Source organism: Rhodospirillales bacterium, assembly GCA_023898805.1.
In the GTDB taxonomy this organism is placed as follows: domain Bacteria; phylum Pseudomonadota; class Alphaproteobacteria; order Micavibrionales; family UBA1664; genus UBA6145.
Genome location: CP060260.1, coordinates 1576223 through 1594381 on the forward strand (window position 1 = coordinate 1576223; position 18159 = coordinate 1594381).

The 18159-nt window shown below is 61.3% G+C and carries 12 protein-coding genes; 7 read left to right on the forward strand and 5 right to left on the reverse strand.

Annotated features, from left to right (window positions below; genetic code table 11):
* The first annotated feature begins 20 nt into the window (after window positions 1–20).
* Complete coding sequence (locus H6866_07765) at window positions 21–1763, forward strand: TcpQ domain-containing protein (protein ID USO07313.1); 1743 nt, start codon at window positions 21–23, stop codon at window positions 1761–1763.
* A gap of 7 nt (window positions 1764–1770) precedes the next feature.
* Here H6866_07765 and H6866_07770 read toward each other — a convergent pair whose 3' ends face one another.
* Window positions 1771–2355: a hypothetical protein gene (locus H6866_07770; protein ID USO07314.1), complete on the reverse strand. Its 585-nt coding sequence runs from the start codon at window positions 2353–2355 to the stop codon at window positions 1771–1773.
* Window positions 2356–2548: 193 nt separating this feature from the next.
* On the opposite strand from H6866_07770, the gene H6866_07775 reads away from it, so the two are divergent.
* On the forward strand, window positions 2549–6412 hold the full coding sequence (locus tag H6866_07775; protein ID USO07315.1) for a hypothetical protein: 3864 nt from the start codon (window positions 2549–2551) through the stop codon (window positions 6410–6412).
* A gap of 166 nt (window positions 6413–6578) precedes the next feature.
* A complete protein-coding gene (locus tag H6866_07780; protein ID USO07316.1) occupies window positions 6579–8252 on the forward strand; it encodes an EAL domain-containing protein in 1674 nt (557 codons plus the stop codon).
* A gap of 27 nt (window positions 8253–8279) precedes the next feature.
* Here H6866_07780 and phaR read toward each other — a convergent pair whose 3' ends face one another.
* Window positions 8280–8918, reverse strand: a complete 639-nt coding sequence (gene phaR / locus H6866_07785; protein ID USO07317.1) for a polyhydroxyalkanoate synthesis repressor PhaR — start codon at window positions 8916–8918, stop codon at window positions 8280–8282.
* A 57-nt stretch (window positions 8919–8975) separates the two neighbouring features.
* Here phaR and H6866_07790 point away from each other — a divergent pair, with 57 nt between their 5' ends.
* From H6866_07790 to H6866_07805, 4 genes are all read left to right on the forward strand, one after another.
* Window positions 8976–10175 carry an alpha/beta fold hydrolase gene (locus tag H6866_07790; GenBank protein USO07318.1) on the forward strand — a complete coding sequence of 400 codons (1200 nt, stop codon included), beginning with the start codon at window positions 8976–8978 and terminating at the stop codon, window positions 10173–10175.
* A 93-nt stretch (window positions 10176–10268) separates the two neighbouring features.
* On the forward strand, window positions 10269–11498 hold the full coding sequence (locus H6866_07795; protein USO08626.1) for an acetyl-CoA C-acetyltransferase: 1230 nt from the start codon (window positions 10269–10271) through the stop codon (window positions 11496–11498).
* Window positions 11495–12223, forward strand: coding sequence for an acetoacetyl-CoA reductase (gene phbB / locus H6866_07800; GenBank protein ID USO07319.1), 729 nt, complete (start codon window positions 11495–11497; stop codon window positions 12221–12223). The genes H6866_07795 and phbB overlap by 4 nt, the downstream gene beginning before the upstream one ends.
* A 76-nt stretch (window positions 12224–12299) precedes the next feature.
* A complete protein-coding gene (locus tag H6866_07805; GenBank protein USO07320.1) occupies window positions 12300–15869 on the forward strand; it encodes an AsmA family protein in 3570 nt (1189 codons plus the stop codon).
* 13 nt (window positions 15870–15882) lie between these two features.
* Here the strand turns inward: H6866_07805 and H6866_07810 are convergent, their stop codons facing one another.
* The 3 genes from H6866_07810 to fumC form a co-directional block, all read right to left on the reverse strand.
* Window positions 15883–16380, reverse strand: a complete 498-nt coding sequence (locus H6866_07810) for a hypothetical protein (GenBank protein USO07321.1) — start codon at window positions 16378–16380, stop codon at window positions 15883–15885.
* Window positions 16381–16494: 114 nt separating this feature from the next.
* Window positions 16495–16689: a ribbon-helix-helix domain-containing protein gene (locus tag H6866_07815; protein ID USO07322.1), complete on the reverse strand. Its 195-nt coding sequence runs from the start codon at window positions 16687–16689 to the stop codon at window positions 16495–16497.
* Window positions 16689–18116 carry a class II fumarate hydratase gene (gene fumC / locus H6866_07820; protein USO07323.1) on the reverse strand — a complete coding sequence of 476 codons (1428 nt, stop codon included), beginning with the start codon at window positions 18114–18116 and terminating at the stop codon, window positions 16689–16691. The genes H6866_07815 and fumC overlap by 1 nt, the downstream gene beginning before the upstream one ends.
* Window positions 18117–18159: the final 43 nt, after the last annotated feature.

The window sequence follows — 18159 nt, forward strand, 5'->3', positions numbered from 1 at the left end:
AGTGTTTAGACTGACGCCCGATGTTCAGGGATTCCCGATTCGCGCTTTCGTTGCTCGCCGCCTCGTTGCTGGCGGGTCCCGTTTTGGCCGCACAGCAAACACAGGCACACACGCAGACACAGACCGGAAGCACGCAAGTCGGCAAAAATCCGGTTTCCAAGCCGCTTTCGGCATGGCTGGTCGGCCCGTCGCTGCCCTCCGCCTTCGATGCCAAGGAACACCCGGACGAAGTTGGGTGCCTGATGGTCACCGAATACGACAACGGCATGATTCTGGGCATTCATGCGCGGGAAAAGGGCATCGTCGGCATGACCGTCGATATCAAGCAACAGGCTCTGGTGCCGGGGCAGGAATCGACTCTGGGTGTCAATGTCGGCACCGATTCCTATGCGGTGCAGGCGGTCGCGACCGACGATTCCACACTGGCGATCAACCTTGCCGATATCGGCGGCGGCCGCCGCTTCGTCGAACGTTTGACCGAACTGGGCAATTTCCGCCTGCTGATCGACAACAAACCGTATTATTTCGCGACCACGGGATTCACCGACGGGTTGGCGCGGCTTCAGGCCTGCATGGGCGGAAACATGGCGGTACCGCTGGTCGTCACCGGCCCGGGCGTCAGCCGTGGCCGGGTCACGCAGGACACGGGGATCGAGGCGATGCGCGTCACCTCCTCCGGGCATGACACGCCCTTGGCGCTGGCGATGCCGAACCTCGTGCCGTCTGATTACCGCTTCGTGCTTGATAATGTCGATCCGATGACCCCGATCGACTGGCAGCAGGGCGACGATTGGGTCGCGGTGATGCGTCAGGCGTTGGCGCCGCACAGCCTGAAAATGTCGATCAAGGGCGAAACCATCCGCATCAGCAAACGCACCGGCCCGGACGAACCGGATGTCGAAGGCGTGCAGGCCGCCGATCAGGCTGCCGCGCAAACGCCCTCCGACGCGCCCGTGGTCGACCGCATGCAATCGCCCGATTCACCCGTTGGTGTCTGGGCCGGGGCCAAGGGCGAAAGCCTCTCCGACGTGCTCGATACGTGGGGCCTGATGGCGGGCGTCAACGTCAAGGTCGATCTGGCCGGCGATCTGCGCCTGCCGGGGGACGTGAAATACGAAGGCCGTTTTGACGATGCGGTGCGCAGCCTTCTGTCGCTGTATACGGGCAAAAACGCGCCCACTGCCCGTTATCAGGGCGAGGAGATGACGCCGCAGCCTGCCCCTTCGGCGCCCGCGCAACCCAAAAAGACCGTGCAGCAATCTCCGATCCTTGCGGGCGACCCGGCGATGACGCCCATGCCCGCGCAGCGGAAAGTCGATATGGGCATGGATGCCGGTGAAACCGCGACGCAATTTCCGCCCAAGCGCGTCTTCAAGCCGCGCCCGATTGCCGAAATCATGAAGGACAAACCCCGCGCGATGAGTTGGTCGCCCCTCAGCCAGATGGCGCCGGTGCCCGACACCGCGCCCGCGCCGAAAACCAAAAAGGCGGCCAAACCCAAAACCGGCACATGGAAGGCGCTGGAAGGCACCAGCCTGCGTGACGCGCTTGAACACTGGGGGCGCGATGCGGGTGTTAAAATCGTCTATCTAAGCGAGGAACCGTTCCCCCTGCCGCAGGCGGTCAAGGAAAAGGGCACGTTCGAAGATGCTGTCGCCAAAACCTTGGCCCGTTACAAGGGGCAGGGCGTCTATCCGGCGGCGCAGCTCAACCGCGACCCGGCGACCGGCGAAACCGCATTGATCATCCGCACCGGGAAATAACGCAAATTCAGGCCCAGCGCGGACGGCGGGCGCCGATTGGCACCTGTGCCATGCCCGTAAGCCAGTCTTCGATATGCATGGCGCCTTCCGTTACAGCGATATTCCGTGCCGTGTAGCCAAGCGCGAATTTCCTGCCATCTGCTAGAACCAGATGATTGGTTTCACGAACCGCGATCCCGGCCTTGTGAAATTCCATGCTCAGAATGGACCGCCTTGTATCAGGATTTTTACCCTCGCCCAGCCTGTGCCGCAGCGAAACGGTGATGTGGTCTTGGCCGAAATTCAACATCCACAAATTCTCGGGAGCGTTTCCCGGCGGAGTGTTTCGAGCTTCCTGATCGTGAATCATATGCAGTATGGCGCTTGCATCCAATACGGCGCGCTCGAATTGGGAACGGATTTCGGCTTCGCCTGCCGATGCAACGGGTTGCCCGCCCGTGTTTTGCGAAACGGGGATGATCGTGCCGCCCGGGTTCTCGTTGAAAATATGCCCGAACGTAAAAGGCGAACGCGGAAAAATATCTGCAGAGCCGTTCGGTTGCGGGCCGTCCGGGAAAAGTTTACCCAACGTAAGTTGGTTTTCAAAAGTCATGTGCTGGACCATGGTCGTATAAAGAATACAAATTACATAACAAAATGCATCGTTAAAGGCAAATGATCGGGCGTTAAGATTCTGTTAACTAAATGCTAGGAGCCCCCCAGCGAAGCAGGTATCCTGTCACTTGCGGCGATTCGTAAGGCCGCGTTTCCGGGATCCATCCCCTCCCGTTCGAGAGGTGCTTGAAATGCTTCGCCGCCGCAGTCTGCTTGCCCTTCTGGGTATCGGTGTGTCCGCCTTTGGTCTTGCCGCCCATATTCATGCCGCCGCCGCCGCGACGGGGCAGACTTTCACCCCCGTGACATCATGGTCCATCAGCCGCGTCGATCCAACGGCGGGCGGTGCGCCCTATTGCACGCTGGCCCGACGCTTCGACGGCAACACCGTCATCACCTTCGCGCGTAACACATCGGGCGAGGGGACGGTCGCGGTCGACTTTCAGCAACCTTTATTCGATCCCAACCAGACTTATCGCATAGGTCTGCAGGCGGGCAACGGCCTCAAGCGCGAATTCCTGACGCGTCCCGCCACGCCCAACGCCCTTGTTCTGCGCACCGGCCAGGACCCACAATTCTTCAACGCGCTAAGCAATGCCAGCGAGCTTGGCGTCATCCTCGATGACACGCGCTACGCGTTTTCGGTCCCCGATTTTGGCAACGGCACTAGCCAGTTGGTCAATTGCATCGGCGCCGCGCCGCAGGTCACCGCGCCGCAACCGGCCAACACCGCATCGGCGGATGATGGCGCGCTGAACGATCTGCGCACACAGTTGAATGCCCTCAAACAGGAAAACGCGGGTATCGTCGCGGCCCTAAAGCAACAGGGAACGACCTCCGCCGCCGCGACCGGGGCGCTGCCCGCCACCGCTGAAAACAGGGAACTGACGGACAAACTGGCCAAGCTTGAAAGCGAGAAAAACGCGCTGGTCGAAAATCTTCAAAACGAGCGCGCCCGCCAGCAACAGGAAGCGCAGGACGAACAGACCCTCAAACAGGCGCTGGAAGATCAGAAATCACTTAAATCCATGCTGGAATCGGAACGCCAGCAACGCGCGGCGCTCGAGGCAAGCTTGGGCCAGAAAACCGCTGATGCTGAAAAGCGCGGCGAACTGCGCGCACGCATCACCGCGCTCGAGGCCAGCAACAGCGAACTCAAGACCCTGCGTGAAACGCTGGAATCCGAACGGCAGAAACGGCTTGAAGTCGAAAAATTGCTACAGGATCAAAAGACAAAAGCGGCAGCGTCACTTGAGGATCAAGAGCGTCTGCGCACGCGCGTTTCCGAATTGGAGAAGCAGAATAAATCGCTGCAACAGACCGCGGGTCAGGTCGCGGACATGAAGTCCCAACTTGAGGATACGGGTGCCCGCGCTTCGATGGAACAGGCGCGGCGCGAGGCGGCGGAGAAGGCATTGCAGGAAATGCAGCTTTCCAGTGCCGATGCGGCAGTCAAAATGGCCGACATGCAAAAGCAGCTGGAATCCGAACGCGCCAAGATGGCGGACGCGGAACAGGCCAAGGAAGCGGCACTGACCAAGCAGCACGCCGACGAAATCGCGCGCCTGAACGCCGACATGGCGAAACTGCGCGACCAGCAGCAAGCGGCGCAGGATATGCAGCAAAAGGCCGTGGCCGAACAGGCCCGGCGCGAGGCGGCAGAGCGCGAATTGGGGCAGGCGCGTATGGAACTGGCGCAAAAGGAAACCCAGCTTTCGCAACTTTCGTCGGAAAAGGCGGACATGTTGACGAAACTCGATACGGCGCGCGCCGATGCCGCAAAAATGCGTGTGGCGCAGGACGATTCCGCGAAGCTCAAAACCATGTCGGATCAGCTTTCGGTTCTCGAAACGCGCAACAGTGACCTGATGACGCAGCTACAGACCGCGAATGCCCAGCGCGAGGCGGCGGAAAAAGCCTCGGTGACCACAACCGCGAACGATGCGGACACCAATCAGAAAATCGTCGAGATCGGACGCAAGGCCGAGGCCGATCGCCGTGAACTGCAAACTGTTCTGGATGCCGAACGCGCCCGTCGCGAAAAGCTTGAGGCGATCATGGCCAAGGGCGGCAGCGATGATGACCGTATGGCTGAAATGTCGCGCCAGATGCAGGATCTGCAAAAGCACAACGTTGAACTGGAAAAACGCCTTGCCTCCGCACCTGCCGCCGATACTGGCATGGCGGACACGCTGAAAAAACAGCTCGCCGCGCTCAAGGCCGATAACGAAATGCTGGCGCAAAAACTGGCCAGCGCCGCTGACATGCAAAAAACCGCACCCGCAGCGGGTGATGAGGCTGCGCAAGTGGTTTACTCCGGCAACGACCAGATGGCCGAGGCGCTGGCTGAAACCAAATCCAACCTGGCCTCGGCGCTGGCCGAACGCAACGAATACCGCGACCTGTTGCAGCGCGAGCGTCAAGACGAAAAGCAGGGAAAAAAGGCGAAGGGCGAACCTGTTGATGCTGGCGCCAACGCACGTATCCAGCAACTTGAAAACGAACGCGCCGATCTGGTGCGCAAGCTGGAATATGAGCGCGCGCGTAATGAACAGATTGCAAGCGGGCATGAGGCGCCGCCGCCATCCGGTGACAATGCTGCTGATCTTGAAAAACGCATTGCCTCCATTGAGGCCGAGCGCGATTCCCTGAAAAAACAACTTTCCGCCGCGCAAAGCGACGTCATTGCCGCGCGCACGAATATGAATTCTGGTTCGGCTGATGGCGCCGCCACGGCCGAATTGGAGTCGCTCAGGGCGCAGTTGGCCGATGCGCGTCGCGCGGCGGCACAGTCAGGCGTCGACAGACACGGAAATACCCGAACCGATCCGCAGGCTGCGGCGAAGATCGCCAGCCTTGAAAAACAACTGGCGGCGGCACAAAACGACGTCATTGCCGCCCGCACGAATGCGACGGCGAATACGACGCCCAACCGTGATGTTCAGACCCTTCTTGCGGAAAACCAACGCCTGCAATCCCAGCTGGCGTCGTCCGGCCGGGACAATGCCGATATGGGCGCCCTGCAATCCGAAATCGCGGCGTTGCGTGCGCAAAATGGCGTGCTTTCGCAGGAAATCAACAAACGACTGACCGCCGCGCCGACCCGCGCTGCGGTGGACAATGCGATGGCAGCTGCAGAGTTTAAAACGCGCGAAGCGAACGCGCTGGCGGAGCAGAAAGTGTCCGCAGACTTGCAGAAAGCAAATACCCGTTTTGCCGAGGCAGAAGCTGAAAATGTCCGCCTGGCCAAGGAACTGGCCCAAAGCCGCGCCCGTGCGCAACAGGTGGCACAGATGCGCGTGCAGGAGCAGGTACAACCGCAACCGTCTTCTGCCGTTGCCCAGCCCGTAATTGCCCAGCCCGTGGTTGCGCAGACAGCATCAATGCCGACGGTGCCCGCGAAAATTGCCACCCCGAAAATGGCGCCTATTGTTTCCGCCGATCAGGCCACACCGCAATTCGTGGCCAAACCCGGTGATAAATCTGTGCCTGTGGTTTACGCGCAGACGGCGCAAATTTCGACACCTGTGGTTTCGGCGCCGCCTGCGCCCTCTGCGATGTATCAACCCGTATCCGTCGCGCCGGATGCGGCGCGGGACATGGGGCCAAGCGGCGTGGACATTCAGGGTTACCTGCAACGCGCGGGCATTCCGATGGTTGGCGGGTTTGAAAAAGTGCGCAAGGTTTCGACCCCGCAATTCGGTGCTTTCCGCTGGGATACCGGCACGGTGTTTGGCACGGCTGAGCAGCAGAAACTGCCGCGCGGACAGAGCTTCGATCAGGCCGTCGCGGCCTATCTGTCCAAGACGCGCCAGCGTTGCTCCGGCACGTTCGACCAGTCTTTCGATGCCGCCCAGGTCGGAAAGCAAAAGGATTTCGCGGTCGCCGACGTAGCCTGCGTCATGCCGGACGGCACGGGCGCGGGTGCGGCGATGCTGTTCTTCTATAAGGACGGCATGTTCAACGCCATCGCGCATGAAGGGGACATCACCCAGTTCGATCAGGCCATGGCCACGCGTGACAGCCTCGCGCGGTTCATGAAATCGCTGCTTTAACGCTTTCCAGAGTAAAATTGACGTTTTGTTAACCGGCGCATTAACGGGAAAAATAAAGAATTGCGCGGGTTTTGAGCGAAATGCCCGGAAATTTAATTAAAATTTTCGGTAACGTTTTCCTAAACTTCTCTTCCTACAATGGAATGGAAGAAACTGGATTACGACCGTGCTTGCATCCGAAGACACATTATTCGATTCCACGCTGGCCGATTTGGGCCAGGTTGGCTTTTCGTGGCATTTTTCAAATGGCACGCTGGCATGGCGCGGTTCGCCAGCGCCTGTTCTGGGTCTGCTGCCGGATGACGTGCCGAACACCGCCAATGCATTTAAGGCGCTGATCAATCCACAAGATCTGCCGAATCTGATGACCGCGCTGCAGGATCATGTCGCGCGTCTGGAAGGTGCGGGCACGCGCCGTATCTCCGAACCATTCCGCCTGCGCTTGCGCGACGGGACCCAGCGCACGATGCGCCTTGAAGGTCGTATTGCGCTGAACGAACACGATACCAGTCCGGTCCTGTCCGGCATCATACGCGAGGATATGCTTGCCACGGCGGCTCTCACGTCTGCCGCGCCGTCGCGCGCGGCAATTGCAGAGGTGATGGAACGTCTGCTTCTGGGGCGCAGCACGGCGATACGCAACCGCGGCTATTTCATGGCGCTTGGGCTTGATCGCGTGGGGCTGCTCAATGCCTCTTACGGCGCTTCTTTTGTCGACACGGTGCTGGTCGAGGTCGAACATCGCCTTTCTGTTTTTCTGGAAGGGCGGGCGCAGGTTTCCCGCATCGCGGGCGATATTTACGGCCTGCTGTTCGAAGACATGCCGCATTCCCAGGCCGATGCGCTGGCGGCGGCCTTGCTTCAACTTTTTACTTCAACGCCGGTTTTGACGATGCATGGACCGGTCATGATCGGCCTGTCGATCGGCGGCGCCGCGCTGGTCAGCACCGAAGAAAAAGGGTCCGACATTGTGGCCCGCGCCGAGGCCGCGCTTGGCACGGCCAAGGCGAAAGGGCGCGGCTGCTTCGTCGTATCCTCGCCTCTGGCTGAAAAACGCGAACGTGCGCGCAAGCTGCTGGCCGGCGGACAGGCGGTCTACCGCGCGCTGGAGGAAGGGCGCATGCGTATGGCCTTCCAGCCCGTGATCGATCTGGAGCAGGGCGATAAAATAGGCTTCTATGAATGCCTGATCCGCATGGTGGACGAAAGCGGCAAACTGGTCCCGGCCGACAGTTTCATTCCTTCGCTGGAAGAACTGGGCATGATGCGCCTGCTGGATATTTACAGCCTGCATACGGCGGTGCGCGAACTGGAGCACTTCCCCCAGATCAACCTGTCGGTCAACGTTTCCAATCTTTCCTTGATGGATACCGCATGGCTGCGTGCCGCGGTGGGCTTGCTGGCGGGCAAGCCGCAGGTCGGCAAACGCCTGATCGTGGAAATCACCGAAAGCTCGGCGATGGACGATATTGAATCGGCGGCTCGCATCATAAATACGCTTAAGGAACTGGGATGCCGTATCGCGCTCGATGATTTTGGCGCGGGGCAAACCTCGTTCCGCCAGCTTAAGATGCTGGCCATAGACGTGGTCAAGATCGACAAGGAATACATCCGCAAGATCGATCAGGTTGAAAATCGCCTGTTTGTGAAATCGCTGGTCGAACTTGCCGACGGCATGAATTTGAAAACCGTGGCCGAAGGCGTGGAAACCGAAGCCGAAGGCGAATTGTTGCGCCGGAACGGGCTCGATTACCTGCAGGGTTACGCCTATGGCTACCCGTCCATCGAACGGACATGGCTGCCCAAGAATCACGAACGCCGAATCCAGCAGGCGGTATGAAAACGGCCCCGTTCGGGGCCGTTCATGCTATTGAATAAGTCCGCGTAACTCTTCCTGCATTTTGGTGATATCGGCCTTGAGCTGACGCACGCGATCCTCACGGCTTGGCGCCTTGGCTGGTCCGGTCTGTGCGCCTGCCGGCTTGCCGGGTGCGGCGGGCTGGGCGCCCTGTGGCCCGAAGGCGCGGAAGGGTGAAAACATGTTCATGGTCTGCGAGAACATTTCGATGTTCTTGCGGTTCAGTTCCTCGAATGCTTGCGATCCGGGCATCATCGACATGCCGGGCATCATGCCGGTGAACGATTTGGAAACGGACTGACGCAAGGTTTCCTGATGCTGCACGAAATTTTGCAGCGCCTGTTCCAGGTAATTCGGTACCAGCCCCTGCATTCCGTCGCCGTAGAATTTGATCAGCGTACGCAGAAAATTGGGCGGCAGCATCGATTGTCCGCGCGACTCCTGCTCGACGATGATCTGGGTCAAGACCTGTTGCGTCAGATCTTCGCCCGATTTGGCGTCTTGAACGACGAATTCCTGGCCTTCCTTGATCATTTCGCACAAATCGTCAAGCGTGACATAGGACGAACGCCCGGTATCGTAAAGCCTGCGATTGGCGTATTTCTTGACGACGATAACGTCGTCCTTCTTTTTGCGCGGACGGACCATCGCGGGGAAACTCCTTTGATAAGTTCTGGATACACCATTATATAGGCACAAAAGCCGATGAAAGAAAAGTCCCGCACACCAGCCCCCGGACGCGCAGCAAAAAAACGCGCACGCATTACGGCAAACGCAGCAAAGCGTTCACCATCGGAGCAGCCGTCGCACCCGTTTGGCTTGCACGCATTGACCACCGCCGCTATGTTGACCGCCGCTGCTTGGCCGTTGGCCGCCGACCCGGAAAAGCGCGAAAATGTTTTGCGGGCGGTGTCGGATATGGCAGGCGCGATGATACGGGGCATCGATGCCTACCGTCATGCGGGGCGGTCGGTAAAGCCGCCAAGGCACGAAACGGTTTGGCAGGATGGCACGAGCAGATTGCTGCGCGTGAACGGTGCGCAAGAAGGCGCGGCGCCGGTGCTGCTGGTCCCCTCGCTGATCAACCGGTTTCATATCCTTGATCTTGATGCGCGGCAATCCTTTGTACTCTACCTGCGCGATCGGGGTTATGCGCCCTATATTCTTGATTGGGACATGCCGGGCGCGGCGGAAAAACAATTCACCATCGACGATTACATCCTGCGCAGGCTTCATCCCGCCATGGCGCGCCTGAACCGCCCGCATGTGATTGGCTATTGCATGGGCGGCACCATGGCGGCGGGGGCGCTGGCGGCGCTTGCGGACCGCGCTAACGTCCGCAGCCTGACCGCGCTGGCGGCGCCGTGGGATTTTCACGCGGGCGACCCGTTCCGCGCCCTGCGCATGCAGGCCTTTTCGCTTTCGGCGCAAGGCGTGATGGCGGCCACCGGCGTCCTGCCGGTTGACTGGATTCAGGCGCTGTTCGCTTCGATCGATCCCTTGTTCGCCTTCAATAAGTTCCGCGCCTATGCCGAAATGGACAAGGACAGCGAGGCCGCGCGCCGCTTCGTGACGGTCGAAGATTGGCTGAACGACGGCGTCGATCTGGCCGCTCCTGCGGCGCGGCAGGCGCTGGAGGAATGGTATGTCGAAAACCAACCCGCGAACGGCGTCTGGACCATCGGTAGAGCGCTGGCCGACCCGTCCACCATCCGCACCCCTGCACTGGTCGTTGCGGCAGGTGGGGACCGGCTGGTGCCGCAGCAATCCGCGCTGGCCTTGCATGCGCAAATCGTCGCAGCCGAAAAACATACGCCTGAAATCGGGCATATCGGCATGATGGCATCCGCCCGCGCGCCTGCTGCGGTCTGGGACCGGGTTGTTGCGTTTCTGGCTGCGCATTAATACCATGCGCTGCACAATATTCGCCCCTTGATGGGGCTACGCGACGCCTGTACCGTCCCGCTGGCCGCAACATTGAAACAGGAACATTCCGTCATGCCCGCCCCGAAACCGGTTACCGGCGACTCCATCGTCATCGTCGCCGCGAAACGCACCGCCGTCGCCAATTTCAACGGCGCGCTGGCCGATATGCCCGCGCATCAACTGGGCGCAACGGTTATCAAGGCCGCGCTGTCCGACGCGGGTGTAAAACCGGACGAGGTGGACGAAGTCGTGCTCGGTCAGGTTCTTACCGCTGCCGCCGGGCAGGGACCGGCGCGGCAGGCGGCGATGGCGGCGGGCATTCCCGCCGAACGCACAGCCTATACGATCAACCAGATTTGCGGCTCCGGCCTGCGCGCGGTCGCGCTCGGTTATCAGGCGATTGCGCTGGGCGATGCCGCGATCATGGTTTGCGGCGGTCAGGAAAGCATGAGCCAAAGCCCCCACGCCGTGCACATGCGCGCGGGCATCAAATTCGGCGACGCGAAACTGACCGACACCATGATCAAGGACGGGTTGTGGGACGCCTTCAACGACTATCACATGGGCATCACCGCCGAAAACGTGGCGGCGCAGGCCGGGGTCGATCGCGCGCGTCAGGACGCGCTGGCCGCCACCTCGCAGCAACGGGCCGAGGCCGCGCGCGCGTCAGGCAGGTTCAAGGCCGAGATCGCCCCGGTGACGTTCAAGCGCCGCAAGGAGGAAATCACCTTCGATTCCGACGAATTCATCCGCCCCGGCGTCACCGCGCAGGCGCTCTCCACCCTGAAGCCCGCCTTCAAGCCGGATGGCGGCAGCGTGACCGCGGGCAATGCCTCCGGCCTCAATGACGGGGCGGCGGTGGTGGTGCTGATGCGCGCGTCCGAGGCGGAAAAACGCGGCCTTAAACCCTTTGCCAGAATTGTCAGTTGGGCAAGCGCGGGCGTCGATCCCGCGGTGATGGGCACCGGCCCGATCCCGGCCAGCAAAAAGGCGTTGGACAAGGCCGGGTGGACAGTCGCGGACCTTGATCTGGTCGAAAGCAACGAGGCGTTCGCCGCGCAGGCGTGCTGCGTTATGGATGGGCTGAAACTCGACCCAGAAAAGACCAACGTCAACGGCGGCGCGATCGCCATCGGTCACCCGATCGGCGCGTCAGGCGCGCGGATACTGGTGACCTTGCTGCATGAAATGGCGCGGCGCGACGCGCAAAAGGGATTGGCCACGCTGTGCATCGGCGGTGGCATGGGGGTCGCAATGTGCGTCGCCCGCGACGACACCATGGAATGGAAGACAGTGGAATGAGCACGAAACAAACAGCCATCGTCACCGGCGGCACCCGCGGCATCGGCGCCGCCATTTCGCGCGCCCTGATCGCGGCGGGACACGACGTCGCGGCGATCTATCACGGCAATGTCGATGCGGCCAACGCCTTCCGCGCCGAAACCGGCGCGCATGTCTACAAGATCGACGTTTCGCATTTCGGCGAATGCCGCGCGGGCGTGGCGCAGATCGAAAAGGAAGTCGGTCCGGTTGGCATTCTGGTCAACAACGCCGGCATCACCCGCGATGCCATGCTGCACAAGATGGAGGAGGATGCCTGGCACGCCGTAATCGAAACCAACCTGACATCCTGCTTCAACATGTGCCACGCGGTGGTGGGCGGGATGCGCGAACGTAATTTCGGGCGCATCGTCAACATTTCCTCGATCAACGGTCAGAAAGGGCAACTGGGCCAGACCAATTACGCCGCCGCCAAGGCGGGGATGATCGGCTTTACCAAGGCGCTGGCGCTGGAAGGCGCGGCCAAGGGCATCACCGTCAACGCGGTCTGCCCCGGCTATATTGAAACCGAAATGACCGGCGCGATGAAAAAAGAGGTGCTCGATGGCATCATCCGCGCGATTCCGATGGCACGTATGGGACGGCCCGAGGAAATCGCGGATCTGGTGGCGTTTTTGGCCTCGGACCACGCGGCCTATATCACTGGTGCGACCCTTTCCGCCAATGGCGGGCAATATATGGCCTGAACGGTCAAATCCACCCCCGCCCTTGATTCCGCTCGCCTGCGCCGCCATAATCGCGGCGAAAAGCGGAGAAATGAATATGAAAAAACAACGTGCGCTCGTCATCGGCGGCAGCCTGTTCGCGGCCGTTATCATCGCCCTGCTGGTTATTCCGGGTTTCGTCGACTGGAGCAAATACCAGTCCATCGCCCGTCAGAAGGTGAAGGAGGCGACGGGCTACGACCTTGCGATCAATGGCGCGTTCCGCATCGGTTTTCTGCCCACGCCGCACGCCACCATCGGCGACGTCGTGGTGACCAAACCCGTCGCAGGCCATAGCGACCCGTTCCTCGCACTTGAACAGGCCGATGTACATATCGCGCTGATCCCGCTGCTTTCCGGCAAGGTCGAGGTATCATCGGTGACGCTGGAAAAACCCGTGGTCACGCTGGTGACCTATAAGGACGGCACCAATAATTACACGCCCGTATCGCAAGCATCCGCGCAGGAAAGCGCGGACGCTTCCGCGTCCTCGTCGACTTCCTCCGCATCCGGCGGCCAGAATGTCAGCGTCAACGCCGTGCGCATCGAAGACGGCCAGGTGACGGTACGCGACGACGCGACGGGCACGATGCATACCGTGGGTATTAAGGATTTGCGCGTCAAGGCCGACACATTGTCCGGCCCGTTCGATGTTTCCGGCGCGATTGGTTACGATGACGCCGCCTTCGACGTGAACGTCAGCACCGGCGGCTACCGCGCGGGCGAAACCCTGCCGGTGCAGTTGACCGCCTCCGACAAGGACGGGCGCGCCGACGTCAAATGGTCGGGCGTCGTCGACACCGGCAAGAAAGAGGCGCAGGGCGAACTGGGGTTGAGCTTTGGCGATCTGGCGGGCTTGCTGCACGATGTCGGCGTATCCGCCGCTGTGCCCTCGTTGGGCGGGCGCACGACGCTTTCCGGCATGCTGACCGCAGGGGAAAACCGCGTGGTGCTGACCAATGGCGCGCTGGACCTTGCCGGGACCAAATTCGCCGCCAAACTGGATGTCGAAGGGTTGAAATCCGAAACCCCCACCGTATCCGCAAACCTTGAAACCAACGATCTTCTGGATATCGGCGCATGGATGGACGTGGCCGGCAAGGTCAAGGCGCAACAGGACAAGGCTGCCGGAAAGGCACAGGACGAAAAGGCGAAGGATGCAAAACCGGCGGCGAAAACAGCAAGCCCGGCGCAATCCGCCGCGACGTTGCTGCCCGCTGATTTCGCGCTGCCCACGGGGCTTAAGGGCGACGTGCAGATCCGCGCGCGCGGCCTGTCCTATCACGACAAGGCGACGGGCGCGTTCGACGCGCACGCCACCGCCAGCGACGGCAAGGGCGATGTGCATGTCACGCTGGCCGATCTGCCGGGCGGCGGGAATTTCGCGCTTTCCGCCGCGACGGCGGGTAAGGGTGTGGTCACCGGCACGGCGCTCGGCACGATCGCCTCGCTGCCCGACGTGCTTTCGGGTTGGCTCGCCCTTGTTGACGCCAAGACTTTCGACCAGCCGGGAATGCCGAAACGTGTCGATATGGATGCGGACATCCGTATCGAGGGCCGCACCGCGCAGGTGACATTCAGCAACCTCGCGCTGGGTGAACCGAAACTGACCGGCGGAATCGCTTATACCGTGGGCGCGCGTCCGCTTTTGAACGTCAGGCTGGCGGGCAATGTCTGGACGCTGCCCGCGCCTGCCGCCGCTGCCTCCGCGCAGACGGCCGACGCCAAAGATGCCAAGGCGGATACCGCCGCATCGTCCTCGTCCGGCACGCCCGCGAAAATCGATATCGATTTCAACCCGCCGCAACTGCCCTTCGGCCTCAAATTCGATCTCGCGCTCGACCGGCTCGTGCGTGGCGACCTGACGCTGACCAATGTCCGCGCGGTCGGTGCCTATGACGGCAAGGGTCTGAATCTGACCACCGCCGAGGCGGGGATGAACGGCGGCACGCTTTCGGCCTCCGGCGCCATTGCCGACCTCAAGGCGATGTCCGGCGTCGATATGCAGGCGGGCCTGCGCACCGGCGATCTTCAAGGCTTTGTCGGCGCGGTGACCGGCAAGCCGCTGGATGTGAAAACCAAAATCGGCGCCTTCGACGGCACGATCAAGGCCAAGGGCGACCGCAAATCCATGGCCGTCAACGCGATGGCGCAGGCGCTCGGCTTTACGCTCAACGCCTCCGGCACGCTCGACGATCCGTTCTCGCCCGAACTGCCCGGCACGTTGAACATCCGCCTGCGCAATCCGGATATGGTTCAGGCGATCCGCGTTTTCTCGCCGGGCTTCGGTAATTCCGGCGCGGGCGGTGCGAAACCGGTCGATATCGCGGCCACGCTGGGCATTTCCGGCAAGGTTTATACGCTCTCCGACCTCAAGGCGACGCTGGGGTCCAGCGACCTGTCGGGCAAGCTCAAGGCCGATCTGGGCGGCGGCGTCCCGTCGATCACCGCCGATCTGGCCAGCAAGACCCTCGACGTCGGGGCGCTGGTTGGTGTTTCGGGCAAGGATTCGGCGCGCAAGGCCGCCGCGTCGAACACGGGTCAGGGCGCATCCACGACCACCGCCGCCAATTCCGGCACCGGCCAGTGGTCGCGCGAAGCGCTGGACACCGGCTTCATGAAAGCGGTGAATGCCGACATTAAACTTTCCGCCGGTACGCTGATCTACGGCAACTGGACCTTGACGGACGCAAAGGCCGCGCTCGCACTCAAGGACGGTGTGATGAAGGTGTCGCCGCTTTCGGGCAAGCTGTTCGGCGGTACGCTGGACGGCACGCTCGATGCGTCCAGTTCGGGCAGCGGCCAGCCGCTCAACGTCGCGCTTGATACCGACGTTAAAAACGTTGCGATCGGCTCGTTCCTGCAGGCGCTGACCTCGTCCACCCAGAAACGCGCCGACGGCACCGGTTCGGCCTCGATCGCGATCAAGGGCGCGGGCGTGTCCGCGGCGGCTCTGGTTTCCTCGCTCAACGGCGGGGTCGATGTCGCCGCCAGCAATCTGGTCATCTATGGCATGGATATCGACAAGCTGGCCGCGAATATCGTCGAGGCCTTCGACGGCGGCTGGAAAGGCGTGCTGGCGGGTTTCGCCACCCAGGGCTTTTCGGGCGGCCAGACCAAATTCAAGGATTTCAGCGACAAATTCCCGATTACGAACGGCGACATGGCCGTCAACGGCTTCAAGCTGGAAACCACGAATACCAACGCGATTCTGACCACCAACGGCACGGTCAGCTTTGCGCGCTGGACCATGGACCTGCAAAGCAACGTGCAGGTCACCCAGCCCAATGATGTGCCGGTGATCGGTCTGCGCCTGTCCGGCCCGCTGGACAGCCCGTCGAAATCCGTGTCCTCCGACGCGCTCGACAGCCTTGTGCGCAAGAAACTCGGCAACAAGGTCCAGAACCTGATCGACGACAAGCTGGGCGGCAAGCTCAAGGATTCGCCGGTGGGCGGCATCGTCAACCAGTTCCTTGGCGGTGGCCAGTCATCCAATACCCAACCTTCCAATACCCCGCCGTCCGATTCCGCGTCTCCTGATACGGCTCCGGTACAACAGCCGCAGCAACAACAGAAAACCCCCCAGCAGCAATTGCTGGAGGGTGTATTGAACTCGCTGGGCCGCTAAACGGCCTTCGCGATCAGGCCGCGGCGAGTACGAGTTTTTCCGGCTTGGGCGCTCGGGCGTCCGCGCGCGCGATGGCTGACTGGATGCCCTGATCGAACGTATACTCAAGTACGTCTTGCCCGTGCATCTTGAACGCCTCGCGCACTATGCGCAAAGAGGTGTAATCCTCGTGCGCGCGGGCGAAATGCCCGAATTTTTTGGATACGTCCATTAACTTGGCGGCCTGCCGCTCTCTCAGCCATGGCTGAGAGGCGACGGCGGCGATCTGGCGGGCCAGACATGGCATGCATTCAGGAATGGTATCGTCCCAGAAGGTCGAGATGCCGTCGATGGCGGCGAGCTGCGTATCCGTGTCGGCCTCGCCTAGCGTCGCGAGATACGGGCGCAGTTTGCCCGGCTCGGCAAAATCGGCCTTGGCCGCCTTATAGCCAGCCAGTGTGACCAGCGTGAAGACACTGGCAATGGAGGAAGGGCTTGGGCTGGATTCAGAGGAAGTAATTGGGAAATTCATGACACACCTTGATGTTTTGATATTCGCGCGTTCTCATGCGCCGTTGACATGAATCAGGGTCATAAAATTTCCAGTCGTTTTTCGGGACGAAGTTGTGAAATTGTCGTGGCAGATTTATTTTTCCGCCAATGCCAGCACGCGCAAAGCGGCGGCGAGGGACCGGATTCCGCGGACCTGATCGACGCCCTCGACCAGCTTTTGAAGGCTTTGGCCGCGCCGCGCGGCAAGCTCCTCCAGCACGGCCCAGAATTCGGGTTCCAGGCTCACCGAGGTCCGGTGGCCTTTCAGGGTGACCGAACGTTTTTTCATCAATCTTTGGGGTGGACCATCTCGGCGGGGTTGATCCACGCCTTGAATTTTTCTTCGTCCAGAAGGCCAAGCGCCTTGCCCGCATCCAGCAGCGAGGTGCCGTCGTGATGCGCCTTTTTGGCTATTTTTGCGGCGTTGTCGTACCCGATATGCGGGTTGAGCGCGGTCACCAGCATCAGGCTTTCATGCAACAGTCGGTCAATGCGCTGGGTGTTTGCGGCGATGCCGACGACGCAGTTGTCGGTGAAGGAATTACAGGCATCCGCGATCAGCCGGATCGATTGCAGTACGTTGTAGATGATGACCGGCTTGAACACGTTCAGCTCGAAATGCCCGTTCGATCCGCCGACCGACACGGTGACGTGGTTGCCCATGACCTGCGCGCAGACCTGCGTCATCGCCTCGGACTGAGTGGGGTTGACCTTGCCCGGCATGATCGACGAACCCGGTTCGTTTTCGGGCAGCGAGATTTCCCCGATGCCGCAACGTGGCCCGGAGCCGAGCAAACGGATGTCGTTGGCGATTTTCATCAACGATGCCGCGATGGCGTTAAGCGCGCCATGCAGCTCCACCAGCGCGTCATGCGTGGCCAGCGCCTCGAACTTATTGGGCGCGGTGACGAAGGGCAGGCCGGTCGATTCCGCGACCTTTTTCGCGAACAGCTCGGCAAAGCCTTTTTTGCAGTTGATGCCGGTGCCGACCGCCGTGCCGCCCTGCGCCAACGCCAGCACGCGGGGCAGGGCGCGCTTGACCCCCTCGATCGCATACGCCGTCTGCGCGGCATAGCCGGAAAATTCCTGCCCCAAGGTTACAGGCGTTGCGTCCTGCAGATGCGTGCGCCCGATCTTGACGATGCCCGCGAAATCGCGCGCCTTGGCGTCCAGCGCGGCGTGCAGGTGTTCCAGCGCCGGGACCAGTTCGTGGTGCGCCTGTTCCGCCGCCGCGATATGCATGGCGGTGGGAAAGGAATCGTTCGACGACTGGCCCATATTGACGTGGTCGTTGGGATGGACGGGTTTTTTCGACCCCATCTCGCCGCCCATCATTTCGATCGCGCGGTTTGATATCACCTCGTTGACGTTCATGTTGGTTTGGGTGCCAGACCCGGTCTGCCAGACGACCAGCGGGAAATTCCCATCCAGCGTGCCGTCAATGACTTCTTCCGCCGCCTGCGCGATGGCCTGCGCGATTTTGGGGTCCAGCGCGCCAAGCTCGGCATTGGCCAGCGCGGCGCAGCGTTTAAGGATGCCGAAGGCGCGGATCAGCGGCTTGGGCATGGTTTCACCGCCGATCTTGAAATTTTGCAACGACCGCTGCGTCTGTGCGCCCCAGTACCTGTCGCCCGGCACCTCGATCGGTCCGAAGGAATCGGTTTCGTTGCGGATGGACGGGGTTTCGGTGGATTTCTTGGCGCTGGCCGGGGACATGGCGATCACAACCTCGATAAGGGGAAAAGAAGCATCGCCCGGT

Excerpts from the sequence above, each read along its gene's own strand:
- phbB (USO07319.1), top strand. The coding sequence starts at position 11,495 with ATGAGCACGAAACAAACAGCCATCGTCACCGGCGGCACCCGCGGCATC.
- H6866_07810 (USO07321.1), bottom strand. The coding sequence starts at position 16,380 with ATGAATTTCCCAATTACTTCCTCTGAATCCAGCCCAAGCCCTTCCTCC.
- H6866_07790 (USO07318.1), top strand. The coding sequence starts at position 8,976 with ATGAAAGAAAAGTCCCGCACACCAGCCCCCGGACGCGCAGCAAAAAAA.
- H6866_07805 (USO07320.1), top strand. The coding sequence starts at position 12,300 with ATGAAAAAACAACGTGCGCTCGTCATCGGCGGCAGCCTGTTCGCGGCC.
- H6866_07775 (USO07315.1), top strand. The coding sequence starts at position 2,549 with ATGCTTCGCCGCCGCAGTCTGCTTGCCCTTCTGGGTATCGGTGTGTCC.
- fumC (USO07323.1), bottom strand. The coding sequence starts at position 18,116 with ATGTCCCCGGCCAGCGCCAAGAAATCCACCGAAACCCCGTCCATCCGC.
- H6866_07795 (USO08626.1), top strand. The coding sequence starts at position 10,269 with ATGCCCGCCCCGAAACCGGTTACCGGCGACTCCATCGTCATCGTCGCC.
- H6866_07815 (USO07322.1), bottom strand. The coding sequence starts at position 16,689 with ATGAAAAAACGTTCGGTCACCCTGAAAGGCCACCGGACCTCGGTGAGC.
- H6866_07770 (USO07314.1), bottom strand. The coding sequence starts at position 2,355 with ATGACTTTTGAAAACCAACTTACGTTGGGTAAACTTTTCCCGGACGGC.
- phaR (USO07317.1), bottom strand. The coding sequence starts at position 8,918 with ATGGTCCGTCCGCGCAAAAAGAAGGACGACGTTATCGTCGTCAAGAAA.
- H6866_07765 (USO07313.1), top strand. The coding sequence starts at position 21 with ATGTTCAGGGATTCCCGATTCGCGCTTTCGTTGCTCGCCGCCTCGTTG.